The sequence below is a fragment of the Gordonia sp. 852002-10350_SCH5691597 genome, assembly GCF_001665715.1.
Taxonomy (GTDB): Bacteria; Actinomycetota; Actinomycetes; order Mycobacteriales; family Mycobacteriaceae; genus Gordonia; species Gordonia sputi.
In genome coordinates this window covers 50,602-70,871 of record NZ_LZMO01000240.1, presented here as the reverse complement: position 1 = coordinate 70,871, position 20,270 = coordinate 50,602, and the positions used below count along the sequence as shown (strand labels likewise).

14 protein-coding genes are annotated in these 20,270 nt (G+C 65.2%); 8 read left to right on the top strand and 6 right to left on the bottom strand.

What is annotated here, in order from left to right:
- Window positions 1–23 precede the first annotated feature (23 nt).
- The 7 genes from trpB (at window position 24) to A5777_RS17735 (ending at window position 13,072) form a co-directional block, all read left to right on the top strand.
- Complete coding sequence (gene trpB, locus A5777_RS17765; protein WP_064863643.1) at window positions 24–1,364, top strand: tryptophan synthase subunit beta; 1,341 nt, start codon at window positions 24–26, stop codon at window positions 1,362–1,364.
- Entirely contained in the window at window positions 1,361–2,185 is an 825-nt protein-coding gene (trpA, locus tag A5777_RS17760; RefSeq protein ID WP_064863642.1) for a tryptophan synthase subunit alpha, read from the top strand. Before trpB ends, trpA begins: the two co-directional genes overlap by 4 nt.
- 73 nt (window positions 2,186–2,258) lie before the next feature.
- Entirely contained in the window at window positions 2,259–4,493 is a 2,235-nt protein-coding gene (gene lgt, locus A5777_RS17755) for a prolipoprotein diacylglyceryl transferase (protein WP_064863677.1), read from the top strand.
- A 337-nt stretch (window positions 4,494–4,830) separates the two neighbouring features.
- On the top strand, window positions 4,831–9,402 hold the full coding sequence (gene gltB, locus A5777_RS17750) for a glutamate synthase large subunit (RefSeq protein ID WP_064863641.1): 4,572 nt from the start codon (window positions 4,831–4,833) through the stop codon (window positions 9,400–9,402).
- Complete coding sequence (locus tag A5777_RS17745) at window positions 9,395–10,900, top strand: glutamate synthase subunit beta (RefSeq protein ID WP_064863640.1); 1,506 nt, start codon at window positions 9,395–9,397, stop codon at window positions 10,898–10,900. The genes gltB and A5777_RS17745 overlap by 8 nt, the downstream gene beginning before the upstream one ends.
- A 100-nt stretch (window positions 10,901–11,000) precedes the next feature.
- Window positions 11,001–12,434 carry a pyruvate kinase gene (gene pyk, locus A5777_RS17740; RefSeq protein WP_039856938.1) on the top strand — a complete coding sequence of 478 codons (1,434 nt, stop codon included), beginning with the start codon at window positions 11,001–11,003 and terminating at the stop codon, window positions 12,432–12,434.
- 248 nt (window positions 12,435–12,682) lie between these two features.
- On the top strand, window positions 12,683–13,072 hold the full coding sequence (locus A5777_RS17735; protein WP_039856619.1) for a DUF5319 domain-containing protein: 390 nt from the start codon (window positions 12,683–12,685) through the stop codon (window positions 13,070–13,072).
- A 175-nt stretch (window positions 13,073–13,247) separates the two neighbouring features.
- On the opposite strand, the gene A5777_RS17730 is transcribed toward A5777_RS17735, so the two are convergent.
- The 3 genes from A5777_RS17730 to A5777_RS17720 form a co-directional block, all read right to left on the bottom strand.
- On the bottom strand, window positions 13,248–14,186 hold the full coding sequence (locus tag A5777_RS17730) for an anti-sigma-D factor RsdA (protein WP_082933739.1): 939 nt from the start codon (window positions 14,184–14,186) through the stop codon (window positions 13,248–13,250).
- Window positions 14,170–14,757, bottom strand: a complete 588-nt coding sequence (locus A5777_RS17725) for a sigma-70 family RNA polymerase sigma factor (RefSeq protein ID WP_005207924.1) — start codon at window positions 14,755–14,757, stop codon at window positions 14,170–14,172. Before A5777_RS17725 ends, A5777_RS17730 begins: the two co-directional genes overlap by 17 nt.
- Window positions 14,758–14,818: 61 nt before the next feature.
- Window positions 14,819–15,619, bottom strand: a complete 801-nt coding sequence (locus tag A5777_RS17720; RefSeq protein ID WP_082933735.1) for a hypothetical protein — start codon at window positions 15,617–15,619, stop codon at window positions 14,819–14,821.
- Between the two features lie 452 nt (window positions 15,620–16,071).
- Between A5777_RS17720 and A5777_RS17715 the strand changes: the two genes are divergently transcribed.
- Window positions 16,072–16,368, top strand: a complete 297-nt coding sequence (locus tag A5777_RS17715; protein ID WP_064863639.1) for a WhiB family transcriptional regulator — start codon at window positions 16,072–16,074, stop codon at window positions 16,366–16,368.
- A gap of 147 nt (window positions 16,369–16,515) precedes the next feature.
- Here A5777_RS17715 and groL read toward each other — a convergent pair whose 3' ends face one another.
- From groL to A5777_RS17700, 3 genes are all read right to left on the bottom strand, one after another.
- The gene (gene groL, locus A5777_RS17710) at window positions 16,516–18,129 is read right to left on the bottom strand and encodes a chaperonin GroEL (protein ID WP_064863638.1); all 1,614 of its coding nucleotides are present in this window, start codon (window positions 18,127–18,129) and stop codon (window positions 16,516–16,518) included.
- A gap of 114 nt (window positions 18,130–18,243) precedes the next feature.
- Entirely contained in the window at window positions 18,244–18,543 is a 300-nt protein-coding gene (gene groES, locus A5777_RS17705; protein ID WP_005174150.1) for a co-chaperone GroES, read from the bottom strand.
- A 174-nt stretch (window positions 18,544–18,717) separates the two neighbouring features.
- Window positions 18,718–20,238: an MFS transporter gene (locus A5777_RS17700; RefSeq protein ID WP_231895108.1), complete on the bottom strand. Its 1,521-nt coding sequence runs from the start codon at window positions 20,236–20,238 to the stop codon at window positions 18,718–18,720.
- Window positions 20,239–20,270: the final 32 nt, after the last annotated feature.

Below are 20,270 nucleotides of genomic sequence, written 5' to 3'. Positions count from 1 at the left end.
GACGAGATGTCTGTGAGAGTTCCGTGACCACCGAATCCCGATCCGACGATCAACTCCAGGCCGAGTTCCCCACTGCGAGTGTCGGAGTCAGCACGCGTACGTCGTCGGAACCCGACGCGGGCGGACACTTCGGCGTGTACGGCGGACGTCACGTTCCCGAGGCGCTGATGGCGGTCATCGACGACGTGACCGCTGCCTACGAGAAGATGCGCACAGACGACGAGTTCCTCGGCGAGCTCGATCGACTGCAGCGCGACTACGTCGGACGTCCCTCGCCGCTCTACGAAGCCACGCGACTGAGCGAATTCGCCGGTGGCGCAAGGATCTTCCTGAAGCGCGAAGACCTCAACCACACCGGGTCGCACAAGATCAACAACGTGCTCGGGCAGTTGTTGCTCGCCAAGCGCATGGGTAAGACCCGCATCATCGCCGAGACCGGTGCTGGTCAGCACGGTGTTGCCACCGCCACCGGCTGCGCACTCTTCGGTATGGAGTGCATCGTCTACATGGGGCGCGTCGACACCGACCGACAGGCACTCAACGTCGCACGGATGCGACTGCTCGGTGCCGAGGTCGTCGCCGTCGACAACGGTTCGGCGACTCTGAAAGACGCGATCAACGAGGCCTTGCGCGACTGGGTGACCAACGCGCACAACACCTACTACTGCTTCGGCACCGCGGCCGGTCCGCATCCGTTCCCGATGATGGTGCGCGACCTGCAACGCATCGTCGGACTCGAAGCGCGCGCGCAGATCCTGGACCAGGCGGGTCGTCTGCCCGACGCCGTCACCGCCTGCGTTGGTGGCGGGTCCAACGCCATCGGCATCTTCCACCCCTTCCTCGACGACTCCGAGGTGCGCCTCGTCGGCTTCGAGGCCGCGGGCGACGGCGTCGAGACCGGTCGACATGCCGCGACGTTCACCGGCGGCACGCCCGGCGCATTCCAGGGCGCCTACTCGTACCTGCTTCAGGACGAAGACGGCCAGACCATCGAATCGCACTCGATCTCGGCGGGCCTGGACTACCCGGGCGTCGGGCCCGAGCACGCACAGCTCAAGGACACCGGCCGCGCCGAGTACCGTCCCATCACCGACACCGAGGCGATGGACGCGCTCGCTCTGCTCAGTCGTCGAGAGGGCATCATCCCCGCCATCGAGTCGGCACACGCACTCGCCGGAGCGTTGAAGCTCGGTAAGGAACTGGGGGAGGGCGCGATTGTTCTGGTCAGCCTCTCCGGTCGCGGCGACAAGGACGTCGACACCGCTGCGCGCTGGTTCCACCTCTTCGACCCGCCACCGTCGGAGAACGAGGTCGGCGTGACGACCGGTACCGCGGCTGCCAGCACCAGGGGGGACGTGCAATGACACAGCCGAAGGCACCCGTGCACGCGGGACCGTCGAAGTTGGGTCCGGTCTTCGAGAAGTGCCGCGCCGAGGGGCGTGCCGCGCTCATCGGGTATCTCCCCGTTGGCTACCCGACCGTCGAGAAGTCGATCGAGTCGTTCGAGACGATGGTCCGCGCGGGCTGCGACATCATCGAAGTCGGTGTGCCGTATTCGGATCCGGTCATGGACGGACCGACGATCCAGGAGGCGGCCGACCTCGCGCTGACGAACGGGGTGCGGGTCCGCGACGTGTTCCGTGCTGTCGAGGCGATCACCGCTGCGGGCGGAAACGCGGTCGTCATGAGCTACTGGAACCCCGTGCTGCAGTACGGCGTCGACAAGTTCGCGCGTGACCTGGCGGCTGCGGGCGGCGCGGGCATGATCACGCCCAACCTGATCCCGGAAGAGGGGGCCGCCTGGCACGCGGCGTCCGACGAGTTCGACCTCGACCGCATCTACCTCGTCGCACCGTCGTCGACGACCGAGCGCATCGCGCTGACCGTCGACGCGTCGCGCGGGTTCGTCTACGTGGCCTCGACGATGGGTGTCACGGGGGCGCGTGACGCGGTCTCCGACGCCGCGCCCGAACTGTGCGCACGCGTGCATGAGTACTCCGACATCCCGCTCGGCGTCGGACTCGGTGTCCGAAATCGTGAGCAGGCGTCGCAGATCGCGAGCTACGCCGATGGCGTGATCGTCGGTTCGGCACTGGTCACAGCGGCCAAGGCAGGCCAAGACCATCTGGCCGACCTGGTCACGGAACTCGCCGCAGGTGTGCGGGAACCGCGAGCAGACCTCTGACCGCCGCGGTGGCTTCGTTCGTCGGGGTGGCAGCGTCCGTTAGGGTGGCAGCGTGACAGCGCCGACGACGACGATGCTCGCTTATATCCCCAGCCCGCCGCAGGGCGTGTGGTACATCGGTTCGTTTCCGCTCCGGGCCTACGCGTTGTGCATCATCGTCGGCATCATTGTCGCCGTCTGGTGGGGAAATCGCCGGTGGATTGCCCGCGGTGGGCGCTCGGGCGAGGTTCTCGACGTCGCGATCTGGGCGGTCCCGTTCGGTTTGATCGGTGGTCGCGTCTACCACGTGCTCACCGACTGGCAGATCTACTTCGGCGACGGCGGAAAGACTCCGATCGACGCCTTCAAGATCTGGGACGGTGGTCTCGGTATCTGGGGTGCCGTGTTGTTCGGCGGCCTCGGTGCGTGGATCGGCACCAGGCGCATGGGCATCAAGTTGCCGCCGTTCGCCGACGCCATCGCGCCCGCGATTCTGCTGGCCCAGGCCATCGGGCGCCTCGGCAACTACTTCAACCAGGAGCTCTACGGCCGACCGACCGACGTTCCCTGGGGTCTGGAGATCTACGAGCGCGTCGACTCGTCGGGACAGGCCGACCCGGGCTTGATCACGGGAGTGTCGAACGGGCACGTCGTCGCGGTTGTGCATCCGACGTTCCTGTATGAGCTCCTGTGGAACCTGTTGGTCGTCGTGATTCTCGTGCTTGTCGACCGCTACTTCCGCATCGGCCACGGCCGACTGTTCGCGCTGTACGTCGTCGGCTACTGCATCGGACGATTTGGCGTCGAGCTCATGCGCTCGGACCCCGCCTTCACCCACATCGCCGGTGTTCGCATCAACGTATTCACCGCTGCACTCGGCATCGTCTGCGGTGCGATCTACTTCATCGTCGCGCCACGGGGACGGGAGCAAGGGCTCGAGGTCTACTGGCCTGAACGGGCCGCCGAACTCGAAGAACTCGGCCACACGGGCGCCTACTTCGACGACGACATCGACGACGAGGACGACGGCGAGCACTTCTTCGACGACGACGATGAGTCCGACGACGAAGAGTCCGAGAACGACGAAACCGAGAAGAACAAGACCGAGAAGAACGAGCTCGAAAACGGCGTAGCGGCTCGCGATGAGGAGTCGGACGACTCGTCGTCGAAGGCGATCCCGGTCGCGGCCGCTGGGGTCGCGGCGGGCGCGGTTGCCGTTGGCGGTGTCGCTGCCGCCGGCGCAGACGACGAGCCGTCGGACGGCGTGGTGACAGAGCCTGACGCCGACGAGGCTGACGTCGAAGAAGTAGATGATGTTGACGTCGATGAGGCTGACGTCGATGCCGACGTAGAGCCGGCCCGCGACGACGCCGACGTCGAGCAGGATGACGTCGACTCAGAGCCGGTCGACGCTGATGGGGAGGCCGAAGCCACGGATGTCGGAGATGACGTTGAGTCCGACGCCGGCGAGACCGAGACGGACTCGAGCGCCGCAGCTGACTCGGACGCTGAGCCCGACTCGGACGCTGATCCTGATGAGCACACCCCCGCGGGCGACGAAGCCGTGGAAGATGGAAGTGACTCCGCCGCCACCGAGTCCGATGTCACCGAGTCTGATGCCACCGAGTCTGATGCCACAGAGTCCGGTGTGACAGAGGCCGGTGACGCAGAGTCCGGTGCCGCCGAACCTGCTCGGTCCGATGCGGCGGATGATCCGACCGACGAAGGGGTTCCGATGAGCAGCGCTGAAGACGAAGCCGTGACAGCCGACGAGATCGCGGAGGGCCTGTCCGAAGACATCGAGGACAAAGCCGACGACGAGGGCGACACCAGCCCGTCGGGCGTCGACGAGGATGAGGCCGAACTCGCCGACGGGCAGGAGATCAACGCGGGTGGCCCCGATCCCGTTCTCGACGAGAACGAGGAGATCGTGTCCAAGATCATCCCGGGGACCGGCGAATCCGCTGATGCGAAACCGTGGAACCCCGAAAACGATCCGGCTCGACCTGACGGCGTGATCACCGAGTCGGAGCTTCTCGAGGAGTCCGATTCAGAGTCCGACACGACCCCCGGCGACAGCGCCGACATCGACGCCGAAGAGGTCGCCGAGAGCATCGCCGAGGATGCCGAGGCCGCTGCCGATGACGACGGCGCCGCGACTGCAGAAGGTGTGGACGAGGCCGAAGAGGTTCTCGCCGACGGCCAGATGACGAACGCGGGCGGCCCCGACGCCGTCGTCGACGAGAACGAAGAGATCGACGCCAAGATCATCCCGGGCACCGGCGAGTCGGCCGACGCCAAGCCGTGGAAGCCTGGGAACTCGCAGTAGCTCGACTCACTCGGGCGCCTGCCCCGGTACCGGGTCGTCGGCCTCGTGTGGGCTGCAGGAAGTAGGGGAAGGATTCTTTCCCCTAGATTCTGCGCACCGGCCCGACGGCCCGACGCCGCGCGCAGCCCCACGGCCCTCAGCCCGACGCCCCGACCTCCCGAACCCCAACCCCCGCGCGGCGTTGCAGACCACGCGGCGGGCGGTGGTCGGATAGAGTGAGATCTCACCCGGGAACACGCGTCCCCAACGGCGTCGTGTCCTGACACCTGCTCCACGGGCCAGCGCTGTCCCTGAGGACTTCAGCATTTGATTCACGCGAATCGAGTGGAGGCTTGTGATGTTGTTTTCTGCGCTCCCGGCCAAACAGGGCCTGTACGACCCAGAGACAGAAGTGGACTCGTGTGGCGTCGCGATGGTTGCCGACATCCACGGTCGACGGTCGCATTCGATTGTCGCCGACGGTCTGCTCGCGCTCGAGAACCTCGAACACCGCGGTGCGGCAGGCGCTGAGCCGAATAGCGGCGACGGCGCAGGCATCCTCATCCAGCTGCCCGACGAATTGTTCCGTGGGACAGTCGATTTCGCGCTCCCGTCGCCGTCGCAGACTGGCGCGAACACTTACGCTGCCGGCACCTGCTTCCTGCCGATGGACCAGGCGGCCCGGCGCGATGCGATGGACCGCGTCTCAGCGCTCGCCGAGGCAGAGGGCATCACCATCCTCGGGTGGCGTGACCTCCCCGTCGACGTCGACGGCGCCGACATCGGCGAGACCGCAGTCGGCTGTATGCCCTTCATGGCGCAGTTGTTCGTCACGGTCGAACCGGAACCCGGACAACCACGACTCGGCGGCGTCGACCTCGACCGCTACATCTATCCGTTCCGCAAGCAGGCCGAGCGCATCACGCCCGAGTTCGAGGCCGCAGGCACAGGGCTGTACGTCGCGTCGCTGTCGAGTCGCACCATGGTCTACAAGGGCATGCTCACGACGATGCAGTTGCCGCTCTACTACCCCGACCTGCGCGACGACCGTTGTCTCAGTGCCATCGCCATCGTCCACTCGCGCTTCTCCACCAACACCTTCCCGTCGTGGCCGCTCGCGCACCCGTTCCGGTTCGTCGCGCACAACGGTGAGATCAACACCGTGCGCGGCAACCGCAACCGCATGCGGGCCCGCGAGGCTCTTCTCGAGACCGACCTCATTCCCGGCGACCTCAAGCGTGCGTTCCCGATCTGCACACCAGAGGCCTCCGATTCGGCGTCACTCGACGAGGTCCTCGAACTCCTCCACCTCGGTGGCCGCAGTGTGCCGCACGCGGTGATGCTGATGGTGCCGGAGGCGTGGGAGAACGTTCCGTCGATGGACCCCAAGCGTCGCGCCTTCCTGCAGTTCAACGCCTCTCTGATGGAGGCGTGGGACGGTCCCGCATGTGTCACGTTCACGGACGGAACCGTCGTCGGCGCAGTCCTCGACCGCAACGGGCTGCGCCCCGGACGCTGGTGGCAGACGCGTGACGGACGGGTCATCCTCGCCTCGGAGTCGGGCGTCCTCGACGTTCCGGTCGATGACGTGGTCTCCAAGGGACGCCTCGAACCGGGTCGGATGTTCCTCGTCGACACCGCGCAGGGACGGATCATCCCCGACGAAGAGATCAAGGGCGAACTCATGCGTTCGGAGCCCTACGACGAATGGCTGCACGCAGGGCTTCTCGACATCGCCACACTCCCGCCGCGCCCGGTCTACAAGCCCAACCACGACACGGTCGTCCGACGTCAGGTGTCCTTCGGTTACACCGAAGAGGACCTGCGGGTCTTGCTGACCCCGATGGCGGCGTCGGGTTACGAACCTCTCGGCTCGATGGGCACCGACACGCCGGTCGCCGTGATGTCGCAGCGGTCGCGGTTGCTCTACGACTACTTCGTCGAACTGTTCGCGCAGGTCACCAACCCGCCGCTCGATGCGATCCGCGAGGAAATCGTCACCTCGATGGCACGCGTGATGGGACCCGAGCAGAATCTGCTCGCACCGACCGCGGCGTCGTGTCGACAGATCATGCTGCACTGGCCGGTCATCGACAACGACGATCTCGCCAAGCTCGTCCACATCAACGACGACGGCGACAACCCGGGACTCTCCGCGAAAGTTCTCCACGGCCTCTACGAGGTGGCCCGTGGCGGCGAAGGCCTCGCCGATGCGCTCGAAGATCTTCGACGCCGCGCCAGCCAGGCGATCGCGGAGGGGCACAGCACGCTCGTCGTGTCGGACAGGCACTCTGACCGCGAGCACGCGCCGATTCCCTCACTCCTGGCCGCGTCTGCGGTGCACCACCATCTCGTCCGCACCAAGGAGCGCACGAAGATCGCGCTCATCGTCGAGTCGGGCGACGCCCGCGAAGTGCACCACATCGCACTGCTCATCGGGTTCGGCGCTGCGGCGGTCAACCCGTATCTGGCACTCGAATCGATCGAGGACCTGATCGCCGAGGGCGAGCTGACCGGTGTCAGGCCGTCGAAGGCCAAGCGCAACTACATCGAGGCGCTCGGCAAGGGCGTGCTGAAGGTGATGAGCAAGATGGGCATCTCGACCATCAGCTCGTACACGGCGTCGCAGGCGTTCGAGGCCGTCGGTCTCTCGTCTGCGGTCGTCAAGGAGTACTTCACCAGAACGGTCTCGCGGATCGAGGGCGTCGGGCTCGACGAACTCGCCGAGGAAGTCCGCATCCGGCATCACCGCGCGTTCCCGCACAACCCGACCGAGCAGGTCTATCGACGACTCGAGGTCGGCGGCGAGTACCAATATCGCCGCGAGGGCGAGTTGCACATGTTCACCCCGGAGACGGTGTTTCTGCTCCAGCACGCCACCAAGACCGGACGCGACGACGTGTTCCAGGCGTACTCGGACAAGGTCGACGATCAGTCGCGCAAGGGTGGCACGCTGCGTGGACTGTTCGAACTGGACTTCTCGGGTCGCGACCCCGTGCCGCTCGACGAGGTGGAGCCGATCGAGTCGATCATGACCCGCTTCAACACGGGCGCGATGAGCTACGGCTCGATCTCCGCCGAGGCACACGAGACCATCGCGATCGCCATGAACCGCATCGGTGGTCGGTCCAACTCTGGCGAGGGCGGCGAGGACACCGACCGTCTCTACGATCCGGAACGACGCAGCGCCGTCAAACAGGTCGCGTCGGGCCGGTTCGGTGTGACGAGCGACTACCTCACCAACGCCACCGATATCCAGATCAAGATGGCGCAGGGTGCCAAGCCCGGTGAGGGCGGTCAGCTGCCCGCGTACAAGGTGTACCCGTGGATCGCGAAGACACGACATTCGACGCCGGGCGTCGCGCTCATCTCGCCGCCGCCGCACCACGACATCTACTCCATCGAAGATCTCGCGCAACTGATCCACGATCTGAAGAACGCCAACTCGCAGGCGCGGATCCACGTGAAGCTGGTGAGCGCTGTCGGTGTTGGCACCGTCGCGACTGGCGTTTCCAAGGCCCACGCCGACGTCGTGCTCATCTCCGGATACGACGGCGGAACGGGAGCGTCGCCGCTCACCTCGCTCAAGCACGCGGGCACACCCTGGGAGATCGGCCTCGCCGATGCCCAACAGACGTTGATGCTGAACGGGTTGCGCGATCGCATCACCGTGCAGTGCGACGGTGCCCTCCGTACGGGCCGCGATGTCATCATGGCCGCGCTGCTCGGTGCCGAGGAGTACGGCTTCTCGACCGCACCGCTCATCGTGTCCGGGTGCATCATGATGCGTGTCTGTCACCTCGACACCTGCCCGGTCGGTGTGGCGACGCAGAACCCGGTGTTGCGTTCGCGGTTCACCGGCCAGGCCGAGCACATCGTCAACTTCTTCCGATTTATTGCGGAGGATGTGCGAAAGTACTTGGCGCAGTTGGGATACCGGACGCTCGACGACGCGATCGGACAGTCGCAGCGGTTGCACACCGACACCGCCGTCGCCCACTGGAAGAGCAAGGGACTCGATCTCAGTCCGATCTTCCGTCGCATCGAGGACAAGGGGCCGACCCGCCGCGTGCGCGGTCAGGATCACGGCCTCGACAAGGCGCTCGACCAGACGCTCATCCAACTCGCCGAAGGCGCGCTCGAAGATGCGCATCCGGTGACGCTTGAACTTCCGGTCCGCAACGTCAACCGCACCGTCGGGACGCTGCTCGGTTCGGAAGTGACCCGACGCTATGGCGCCGAAGGACTCGCCGAGGACACCATCACCGTCGAACTCACCGGGTCGGCAGGGCAGTCGCTCGGCGCGTTCCTGCCGCCAGGCATCACCATCAAGCTCACCGGTGACACCAACGACTACGTCGGCAAGGGTCTGTGTGGCGGCAAGATCGTGGTTGCTCCGCACGAGGACGCCTGGTTCATCGCAGAAGACCAGGTCATCGCGGGTAACACCATCCTCTACGGAGCGACGTCGGGCGAGGTCTACCTCCGCGGCAAGGTCGGCGAGCGGTTCTCCGTGCGCAACTCGGGTGCCACCGCGGTGGTCGAGGGCGTCGGCGACCACGCCTGCGAGTACATGACCGGCGGTCGCGTCGTGATCCTCGGACCCACCGGCCGCAACATGGCCGCGGGAATGTCCGGCGGTATCGCGTACGTCTACGACCTCGACGAGACCAAGGTCAACGGTGCGATGGTCGAGCTCCTCCGACCCGACCCCGACGACCTGCGCTGGCTACACGAACACATCACCAAGCACACCGAGCTGACCGGATCGGCGATCGGCGCGTCGATGCTCGCCGACTGGCCACGGCGATGCCTGGCCTTCACCAAGGTGATGCCCACCGACTACAAGCGCGTCCTCGACGCGGCCAGGATGGCCGAAGCCGAAGGGCGAGACGTTGATTCAGCGATCATGGAGGCGGCACGTGGCTGACCCACGCGGATTCCTGGAAATCGGGAAGAAGGAAGCAAAGTATCGTCCGGTCGCCGAGCGCGTGCAGGACTGGGAAGACGTGTACGCGCACGGCTTCGACCCTGTCGCGTCGCTCAACGAGGTGTCCGAGCAGGCCCGTCGGTGTATGGACTGCGGAATCCCGTTCTGCCACTCCGGAACTGCGGGCTGTCCGTTGGGAAATCTGATTCCCGAGTGGAACGACCTCGTGCGTCGTGGTCGGTGGGATGCGGCGAGCGCGCGTCTGCACGCGACCAACAACTTCCCCGAGTTCACCGGAATGGTCTGTCCCGCACCGTGTGAGGCGGCGTGTGTGCTGTCGATCTCCGAGCCGACGACCGGAGGCAGCGTGACGATCAAACGCATCGAGAAGACGATCGCCTACGAGTCGTGGGCAGAGGGCATCATCGGCCCCGAAGCGCCGGATGCGAAGTCGGGCAAGTCGGTTGCCGTTGTGGGCTCCGGTCCCGGCGGATTGGCGGCAGCGCAACAGCTGACCCGCGCAGGCCACGACGTCACGGTCTACGAGAGAGACGACCGCGTCGGTGGTCTCCTGCGCTACGGCATCCCCGAGTACAAGCTGCAGAAGTCGGACATCGAGCGGCGCGTTGCCCAGATGCGCGCTGAGGGAACACAATTCGTCGTCAACTGCGACGTCGGTATCGATCTCACGGTCGACGAACTGCGCAGCAGGCACGACGCCGTCGTGCTCGCGATCGGTGCGATGAAGGCACGCGACAACCCGGTCCCGGGACGTGAGCTCAACGGAGTGCACCTCGCGATGGAACACCTCGTCCCCGCCAACAAGGAGTGCGAGGGAGACGGGCCGTCGCCGATCAGCGCGGCCGGGAAACACGTCGTCATCATCGGCGGCGGCGACACCGGAGCCGACTGCCTCGGAACCGCGCATCGCCAGGGCGCAGCGTCGGTGGTCCAACTCGACTACAACGCCGAACTACCCAGCGACCGTGACGACAACCGTTCACCGTGGCCGACCTGGCCGCTTGTCATGCGGACGTCGAGTGCGCACGCGGAGGGCGGCGAACGCAAATACCAGGTTGCGGTGCAACGATTCGTCGGTGACGCCGACGGCAACGTGACGACGATGGTGCTCGCCGAAGTGAAGGTAGTACGCGAGCCCGACGGCCGACGGGTGATCACCCCGGTCAGCGACGAGTTCGAGATCCCTTGCGAGTTGGCACTTTTCGCGATCGGGTTCGAAGGCGTACGCGACACGGCGCTTCTGACCGATCTGGGGATCGAGCCCAACCGCCGCGGCAACATCTCGTGCGGAAGCGACTGGCAGACCGACGCGCCCGGCGTGTTCGTGTGCGGCGACGCCCATCGCGGAGCGTCGTTGGTGGTGTGGGCGATTGCCGAGGGACGTTCGACAGCACGCGCCGTCGACGAATTCCTCATGGGTGCCTCGGATTTACCGTCACCGGTAAAACCAGCCCAACTCCCGCTGTCGGTTCGCTGACCACCGCGCACCACTGCGCGAAGCAACGTCGCGTAGACGTCCGATGACAACTCAGGTGTAACGATGGCTATGCCGAAACGAGCGGACTAAGGTGAGCACAGTGGAACGCCGAACCAAGATCGTCTGCACCCTGGGTCCAGCTACCAATAGCGAAGAGAGGCTGAAGGAACTCGTCGACGCCGGAATGGACGTCGCGCGACTCAATTTCAGCCACGGCACGCATGATGACCACAAGGTGGTCTACGAAAGAGTGCGAAAGGCCGGCGACAACGCCGAGAAGGCGGTAGGCATCCTCGCCGATCTCCAGGGTCCCAAGATTCGACTGGGCAAATTCGAAGACGACGGCGCGCTCAACGGCGAAGTCATGTGGAACACCGGCGACACCGTGCGCATCACCACCGACGACATCGTCGGAACGCACGACCGAGTGTCGACCACCTACAAGCGACTCGCCGACGACGCCGTCCCCGGCGACCGGCTGCTCGTCGACGACGGCAAGGTCGGTCTCGTGGTCACCGACGTCGAAGGCAACGACGTGGTCTGCACCGTCACCGAAGGCGGCCCGGTCTCGAACAACAAGGGCCTCTCACTGCCCGGCATGAACGTCTCGGTGCCCGCGATGAGCGAGAAAGACATCGCCGACCTCGAATTCGCGCTCGGCCTCGGGGTCGACCTCGTGGCACTGTCTTTCGTGCGCAGCCCCGCCGACATCGAGCTCGTCCACGAGGTCATGGATCGTGTCGGCCGCCGCGTACCCGTCATCGCCAAGCTCGAGAAGCCCGAGGCCATCGACAACCTCGAGGCCATTGTCCTCGCCTTCGACGCGATCATGGTCGCCCGCGGCGACCTCGGCGTCGAACTCCCGCTCGAGGAAGTGCCGCTCGTGCAGAAGCGTGCCATCCAGATGGCCCGCGAGAACGCCAAGCCGGTGATCGTGGCAACGCAGATGCTCGACTCCATGATCGAGAACTCGCGCCCCACACGCGCCGAGGCATCCGACGTCGCGAACGCCGTGCTCGACGGCGCCGACGCCGTGATGCTGTCCGGCGAGACATCGGTCGGCAAATGGCCCATCGAGGCGGTTCGCACCATGAACCGGATCTGCAAGGCCGTCGAGGGAAGCTCCCGCGACGTCCCGCCGCTTTCGCACGTCCCACGCACCAAGCGCGGCATCATCTCCTACGCCGCACGCGACATCGGCGAACGCCTCGAAGTCAAAGCCCTCGTCGCGTTCACCCAGTCCGGTGACACGGTTCGACGACTCGCGCGCCTGCACTCACGGCTCCCGCTCCTGGCGTTCACGCCCACCCAGGCCGTGCGCAGCCAACTCGCCCTGAGCTGGGGCACCGAGACGTTCATCGTCGACCGCGTCGACACCACCGACAACATGATCGACCAGGTCGACCTGCAACTCCTGCGCATCGGCAGGCTGCGCGACGGCGACGTGGTCGTCATTGTCGCCGGCGCGCCCCCCGGCACCGTCGGCTCGACGAACATGATTCACGTGCACCGCATCGGCGAGCAGGACCACTGAGTTTATTTGCGCGTCTCGTGGCTGCGCCTTTTGCCCCGTTCTTCCTCCTCATCGCATCGTCGCTTCGCTCCTCGCTCTTCGTCGTGCAGAACGGGGCGGCGCAGCCACGAGCCGCGCAAACAACAAGGAGCGAAGCGACGATGTGAGCGAGGAGGAAGAACGGGGCAGAGGGCGCGGCCACGCAGCCGACCCAGTACTTCTGTGGAGCGATGCGGCAGCCGTGCGCTGCAATCGGTTACGGTGGAGTCGTGCGTGATCATCTCCCACCGGGCCTTCCACCAGACCCGTTCGCCGACGACCCCAGCGATCCGGCTTCGATGCTGGATTCGATGGAGCCTGGCATCCCTTTGGATGAGAGCGAGCGGCTCGCGGTCGAAGAGGATCTGGCCGACCTCGCAGTCTATGAGGCGTTGCTGGCACATCGGGGGATTCGCGGGCTCGTCGTGGTATGCGACGACTGCCAGGAAGACCACTACCACGACTGGGACATGCTGCGCGCCAACCTACTTCAACTGTTGATCGATGGGACCGTGCGGCCGCACGAGCCTGCCGTCGATCCGCGTCCCGATGCCTATGTGACGTGGGACTACTGCCGCGGCTATGCCGACGCGCATCACCATCTCGACAACGAGCGCTGACCGTATCTACCTACGTCGGGGTTTCGAGATCTTCTGCCCATTGTCGCCTGCGACACCACACAACAAGCCACGAGCCCTGCGACTGCGGGACTCGTGGCTTGTGTATTACGGAAGATCCTACTCCGTCTGACTGACAGCCGATCACTCGACGGTCACTTCAGCTAGAGCGCAACATTCAGCTCGATGGGGGCCAGCTACTCGACGGTCCTTCGTTGGCCGCCGTCGTGGTGGTCGTTGTGGTCGTCGTCGGCGGCTTTGTCGTGGTCGTCGGCGTCTCGCTGGTCGGCGGCGTCGTGTGGGGCGGGGTCGTCTCAGGCTTTGTCTGACTCGTGAGCTGGTCGGTCGGCTGTTGCGGTTGAGACGTTCGCGCCTGCGAGGGGTCAGGGTTTCCGCCGTTCGGTGAGGTCGCCGCGGCACCGCTGCGCGCTGTGGTCCCGGTGTCGGCTCGCAGCCGTCCGATCCACTCGTCCATGTGTGAGCGGGTATCGGAATCCCGGACCGGTCCCATCGAGTTCTCCGCCTGGGAGATCAACGATTCGGCGGCAGGAGTGTTGCCCGCGGCGAGTTCCGCCTCGGCCTTCTCGAGGTTCGACCGGACGTCGTATGCAGCTTGCGTTTCCGATGCGGCCTGCGCGAACACGACCTTCTTGACGTTCCACAGCGGGTCGCCGGGTTCGGAACCCTGCGACATCACCGTGAGCCCGGCAGCGGCAACGATCGCAACCGCGGCGGCACCGGCGACAATGCGGAGCGTACGCACGATAGTGCGGGTCCGAGCGCGCGGATGTTCCGCGGCGATGGCGTTCTCGACGTCGGTGACAGTCGGGCCGAGTGGCAGCGGATCGGCGAGCGACTCATGGCGCCACGCGGAGAGCAGTCCCGCGAGCTCGTACTCGGCGTCATCGCGTGTCGGCGTCGGTACATCGTGCGACAGCGCGTCGATGAACGCGTCGTCGAATGCAACCGCGGAGATATCCACGGGTGGTGTGTCGTCGGGAGTCGCCCACTCCCCTGTCGGAAATCTGTACGCACCTGTTCCGGTGTCGTGCATGCCCCCCGACTGCCGCCGACCCGGCACGGAGCGACCACGATGCGACTCATGCTCGTCGTTCATCATGCCCTCCCGCCTTTCTCAGCTGTTCCTTCAACTTGGCCAATGCTCGGTGTTGCGCGACACGGACCGCACCGGGGGTGCTCCCCACGGCTTCTGCGGTCTCTTCAGCAGACAGTCCGACGACCAGACGCAGGATGAGTACTTCGCGTTGCTTCTCCGGAATCAACGCGAGAAGTGCCTTCATCTCTCGGCTGGCGTCGGCGTCGAGTGCGCTCTGCTCCGGTCCCCCAGTGACCTGGACGACCTCGGGGAGCTGCTCAACGGGGTCGGCTTTCACGCGACCGGCGACACGCATGGCGTCAGCCACCTTGTGCGAGGCAATGCCGTACACAAAGGCCATGAACGGTCGCCCCTGGTCCTGATACCGGGGCAGCGCGGTCATGACAGCCATAAGGGCCTCCTGCGCCACGTCGTCAGCGGAGAACAAATGGCGTTCTCCGACACCGATTCGCCCTCGGCAGTAGCGCACGATCGGTTCCTGCACACTTTCGAGGACTGACGTGAGTGCGACCCGGTCGCCCGACGCGGCTGCGCGGACGGCTTCGTCTAACTCAACACCTGTCAGTTTCATCGTCAGTTGAGATTCCCGTGTTACACGTTTGTGTTGCCTGATCAATCGGGTCGTGATGGATCTACGAGCGGCCAGCGAAAGGCATCCCCCGATCCACAAGCATGTCATGCGACGCGGCGATGGCTGCAATCGTCGTATACGACGTGTCGCCAAGGCCCTGCAGCAAAGACAACGATGCCCAGGTCAGCGGCACAAATCCGCCCCCGCGCGCGCGACGCAGACATGCCTGCGCAACTGCAGCAGCGTCGGATGTATCGTTCGCCGACGCTGCGGCGATGAGGTCTGTCTTTATGTGATGACGCTCATGGTCCGACGACACCGAGGCCATCATTATTTGGGCCTCACCGATGAGACGACGCGCCTGATCAGCGTCGCCGGTGTAGATGGCCAGTTCGGCACCGACCCAACGCTCGCGCACGCGCGGGCGAAGATCGGTGACAAACGTCGACCACGTGTTGGCGGCCGCATCGTCGACGTCGCGGCCGAGTAGCTCTCGAGCCCTTGAAAGTAGCCGACCCGACGCCGCGAATCGGAATAGCCCGAGGTTGTCGGCGGCGAGCCCGACGACGGCGTCGTGCGCGGCAACGCGAACCCAGGGATCTGCGGAGCCGAAAGGATCGTCCAGTGCGGTTAGCGCCGCGGCGTCGAACCCGAGGGCGAGGTCATGTCGACCCGACTGTCGGTGCAGCGATGCCGTGGTACTCCACGCCAGTGAGATCACCTCGCAGGCGTCGACCGTTCTGGCGCGCTCACGGAGTCGGTCGAGCATGGTCAGCGCCGCAGCCCCGTCGCCGAGTCCTCCGCGTTCGACGGCCTCCCACCATTGATTTCGCAGCGAATTCAACACAATCCCGTGGTCCACATCACTTCCATTGTCTCCGTTTTCCTGAATTTAACCTGCCGTCACAATTCTTTAATTCGACGCCAACGTCACGTACGCATGATGAGAACATTTCCTCCGTGTTACTCGGCGTTCTTGGTCCCGCAGGCGCCTACGATCGTACTTCCGCTCGCCCAGAGTGAAATCGATCCGCATCTGCGCAGCTCACGACCCCTCGAGGGGTTCCGATAAGGGTCTCCGCAGGTGGCGGGGTCGGCCTGTGCTAGCCGCGGCCGGCCACACAACATTTCGTTAACAACGATGGAATTTTTTGAACGATCTTGTCCTCGAGAGGCACTATTGACGCTGTTTCCGCCGTCCGCCTAGTGTTTGCCATGCACAGCCGATAGCGGCGATGCGCCAGTGTGGTTCCGCCGGTCTCGCGGTCGGTGGAGCAGTGCAGCGGTACCTCGAGAATCAAAGGAGTTCGTGCCATGCCTCAGCCAAATCATCTCCCCGGACCTAATGCCGATATCTGGGATTGGCAAATGGAAGGCCTATGCCGCGGCGTCGACTCCTCGATGTTCTTTCATCCTGATGGTGAGCGGGGACGGGCACGTGCCCAGCGCGAGCGTCGCGCGAAAGAAATGTGCCACCAGTGCCCGGTGATTGCGCATTGCCGTGAGCACGCTCTCGCGGTCGCCGAGCCCTACGGGATCTGGGGCGGACTCTCGGAGTCCGAGCGCAGCATGCTGATGAAGCGCGGCGTCGGACGACGTATCGCGAGCTGACCAAGCACTCACACAGCGCAACAAGCCATGAGAACACTCAGCAGGCCATAGGAACGCAAAAAAGCCCGGGCCGACCACATTCGCGGTCGGCCCGGGCTTTTCTTCGTGTCACGTGCGGTCAGACGTCAGACCGCGAGCACCGATCGGTCAGTGCGCGTGTCCGTGACCGTGATCAGCGGCCGCACCGGCCGGCTCGTCGGCAACTGCGGCCTCGGTGGTCAGCACCATCCGCGACGCAGACGCCGCGTTCACGACCGCAGACCTCGTCACCTTGACCGGATCGATGATGCCGTCTGCGAGCAGGTCACCGTACGAGAGCGTCGCGGCGTTGAAGCCGTGACCGGTCTCCAGGTGTGCGACCTTGTCGACAACCACGGCACCGTCGACGCCCGCGTTGCTGGCGATCCAGTACAGCGGCGACCGCACGGCGTCGCGAACGACCCGCACACCCAGCGCCTCGTCCTGGCCGAGTCCCTCTGCGAGAGAGTCGAGGACCTTCGACGCCTGCACGAGCGCAGACCCACCACCGGGGATGATGCCCTCCTCGACAGCGGCCTTGGCTGCGGCGACCGCATCCTCGACGCGGTGCTTGCGCTCCTTGAGAGCCGTCTCTGTCGGGGCACCGACGCGGATCACAGCGATGCCGCCGGAGAGCTTCGCCAGACGCTCGGCGAGCTTTTCGCGATCCCAGTCGGAATCGCTGTTGTCGATCTCGCGTCGGATCTGCTCGGCGCGTGCGGCCACGGCCTCCTTCGAGCCACCACCCTCGACGAGGGTGGTGGTGTCCTTGGTGACGACAGCGCGACGCACAGTGCCGAGCTGATCGAGCTCGGTCGTCGACAGCGAGAGCCCGATGTCGGTCGAGATCACGGTGCCACCGGTGACGACTGCGAGGTCGTCGAGGAACGCCTTGCGACGATCACCGAAGAACGGTGCCTTGACCGCGACAGCCTTGATGGTCTTGCGGATCGAGTTGACCACCAGCGTCGAGAGCGGCTCGCCCTCAACGTCTTCGGCGACGATCAGCAGCGACCTACCCGACTGCGCGACCTTCTCCAGCAGCGGGAGGAAATCGGGCAGCGAGGTGATCTTGTCGCGGTAGAGGAGCACGAGAGCGTCCTCGAGCACCGCTTCCTGGAGGTCGGGGTCGGTGATGAAGTACGGCGACAGGTAGCCCTTGTCGAACTGCACTCCCTCGGTGACCACCAGTTCGGTGTGTAGTCCCGAGCCTTCTTCGATGGTGACGACGCCGTCGGTGCCGACCGTCGTCATCGCCTTGCCGACCATCTCGCCGATCTCGGGGTCGCGCGAACTGACGGTGGCGACCTGCGCGATGGCCTTCTCGCCCTCGACAGGCGTCGCCACGCGCACCAGTTCGTCGCCGATCGCGTCGGCAGCCTTGGAGATACCCGCGCCGAGCGCCACCGGGCTCGCGCCAGCTGCGACGTTGCGCAGACCTTCGCTGACGATCGCCTGCGCGAGAACCGTCGCGGTGGTCGTGCCGTCGCCCGCCACGTCGTTGGTCTTGGTGGCGACCGACTTCACCAACTGAGCACCCATGTTTTCAAACGGGTCCTCGAGTTCGATGTCGCGCGCGATCGTCACGCCGTCGTTGGTGACCGACGGTCCGCCGAACGCCTTGGACAGCACCACATGTCGCCCGCGCGGGCCGAGTGTCACCTTGACCGTGTCAGCGAGCTGATCGATACCGCGCTCGAGTGAGCGGCGGGCCTTCTCGTCGAATTCGATCTGTTTGGCCATGATTTCCTTCTTGAGTGCCTTCTATTGGGAAATGAATGGGGGCACAACGTAGTCCGCCCCGGGGTCTGCGTACAGACCCCGGGGCGGAACGACCACACGTTGGTCCGTGGGGTCTTACTTGCCGATCACCGCGAGCACGTCGCGGGACGAGAGGATCAGGTACTCCTCGCCGGCATACTTGATTTCGGTGCCGCCGTACTTGCTGTAGATGACGGTGTCGCCTTCTTTGACGTCGACAGGGACGCGGTTGCCCTGCTCGGTGACACGCCCTTCGCCGACGGCGATGACGGTGCCCTCCTGGGGCTTCTCCTTGGCGGTGTCCGGGATGACCAGACCGGATGCGGTGGTCGTCTCGGCCTCCACAGCCTGCACCAGGATCTTGTCCTCAAGCGGCTTGATGTTCACGCTCGCCACGATGTGAGTCCTCAACTTTCTCATCTGAGAAACGATGTATGTGTTTGCGGGCCCTGCACGAAACCTCGTCGTCGCGGGTGGCCGAGGTTCACTTTCAGTGCCTACTGGCACTCTATACGTGAGAGTGCCAGCACTCAAGGGGCACGGGTGCAAACGTCGCTCCCCTGCCTTGGCTCACGCACTGACCGGGAGGCGTCGCGACCACCACGATGCCACGAGCGCTCCGAACAATCCGACGACCGCGAGGGCACTGACCACCCAGATCGCCATTGACATACCGCCCAGCAACTGACCGTGCTGCTGGGTGACGCCCGAACTTGCCAGAATGGCGGTGATGATAGCGAGCATCACCGCGCCGCCGACCTGAACGCTGGTGTTGACCAGGCCGGAGGCCAGGCCCTGCTCGTGGTCGGCGACGCCCGCGGTGCCCTGCGAGTTGATCGACGGGAAGGTCAGAGCAAACCCGACGCCCAACAGAATGATGGTCGGCAACAGGAACTCGGCGTAGGACATGCCCGGCTGGACACGGGAGAACCACAGGTAGCCACCGAGGAACGACGCGAAACCAGCGACAAGCAGAAGTGGAGTCGGAACCCTGTCGAGGACGCGATCCATCCGTGTCGCGCTCGCGACGACGATCACGCCTGCCGGCAGAAAGGCGAGCGCCATTCCCAGCGGCGACCAACCCAACGAGTCCTGCAGATACAGCGTCACGACGAACTGGAACGCGACGTAGCCGCCGAACATCAGCGCACCGGAGAGGTTCGCATGGACCAGCAACGCCGACCTCAGAATTCCGGGACGCACCAGCGGGTGTCGGTGGCGGAACTCAACGGCGACGAACGCGACGCCCAGGATTGCCGACGCGGCGAAACTCGCGATCGTGACGGGCGCGGTCCACCCGACCTCGGGAGCGCGCACGAGCGCGAAGACGAGCAACAGCAGTGCACCGGTGCTCGTGAGAGCGCCCAATGCGTCGAACTGTCGCCAGTGCATGGGTGTGCGAGGCGCTGTCGGGATCACGCGCAGCCCCGCGAAGAGCAACGCAAGCGCGACAGGTCCCGGGAACAGAAGCGTTGCGCGCCAGGAGAGTTCGGTGAGCAGTCCACCGAAGACCAGACCGAGCGAGAAGCCACTCGCTCCGCACACGGTGTAGATACTGAAAGCCTTGTTGCGAGCGGGCCCCTCGGCGAACGTCGTCGTGATGATCGACAGGCCCGCGGGCACGGTGAACGCGGCGGCGATCCCCTTGATGAAGCGCAGAGCGATGATGACCGCATTGACGTCGACGACGGCGCTCGCGACAGAGGCGACGCCGAACACCCCCAGGGCCACCAGGAACACCCTGCGGCGGCCGAACAGATCACTTGCACGCCCGCCCAGCAACAGCAGACCGCCGTAGCCCAGCACATATCCGCTCACGATCCACTGCAACTGCGACTGACCCATGTGGAGGTCTTCGCCGATCGACGGCAGTGCGACACCGACCATCGAGATGTCGAGGCCGTCGAGGAAGAGCGCTCCCGCCAGAACCACAAGGAGCAGCCATACCCTTCCGGTCCACCCCGTCGCCGAGGTGATGTGCAGGTTCGTCGTTGGTTCGGGAGCCGCCCGATCGGTGTCGTGTGCCCGATCGTCGACGCTCGACGAATCGGACCGGTGCGCGATGACCACGTCTCGTGTGTTGTGTGCCATGCGAGAAACTATATGCACATGCATTCAATGCG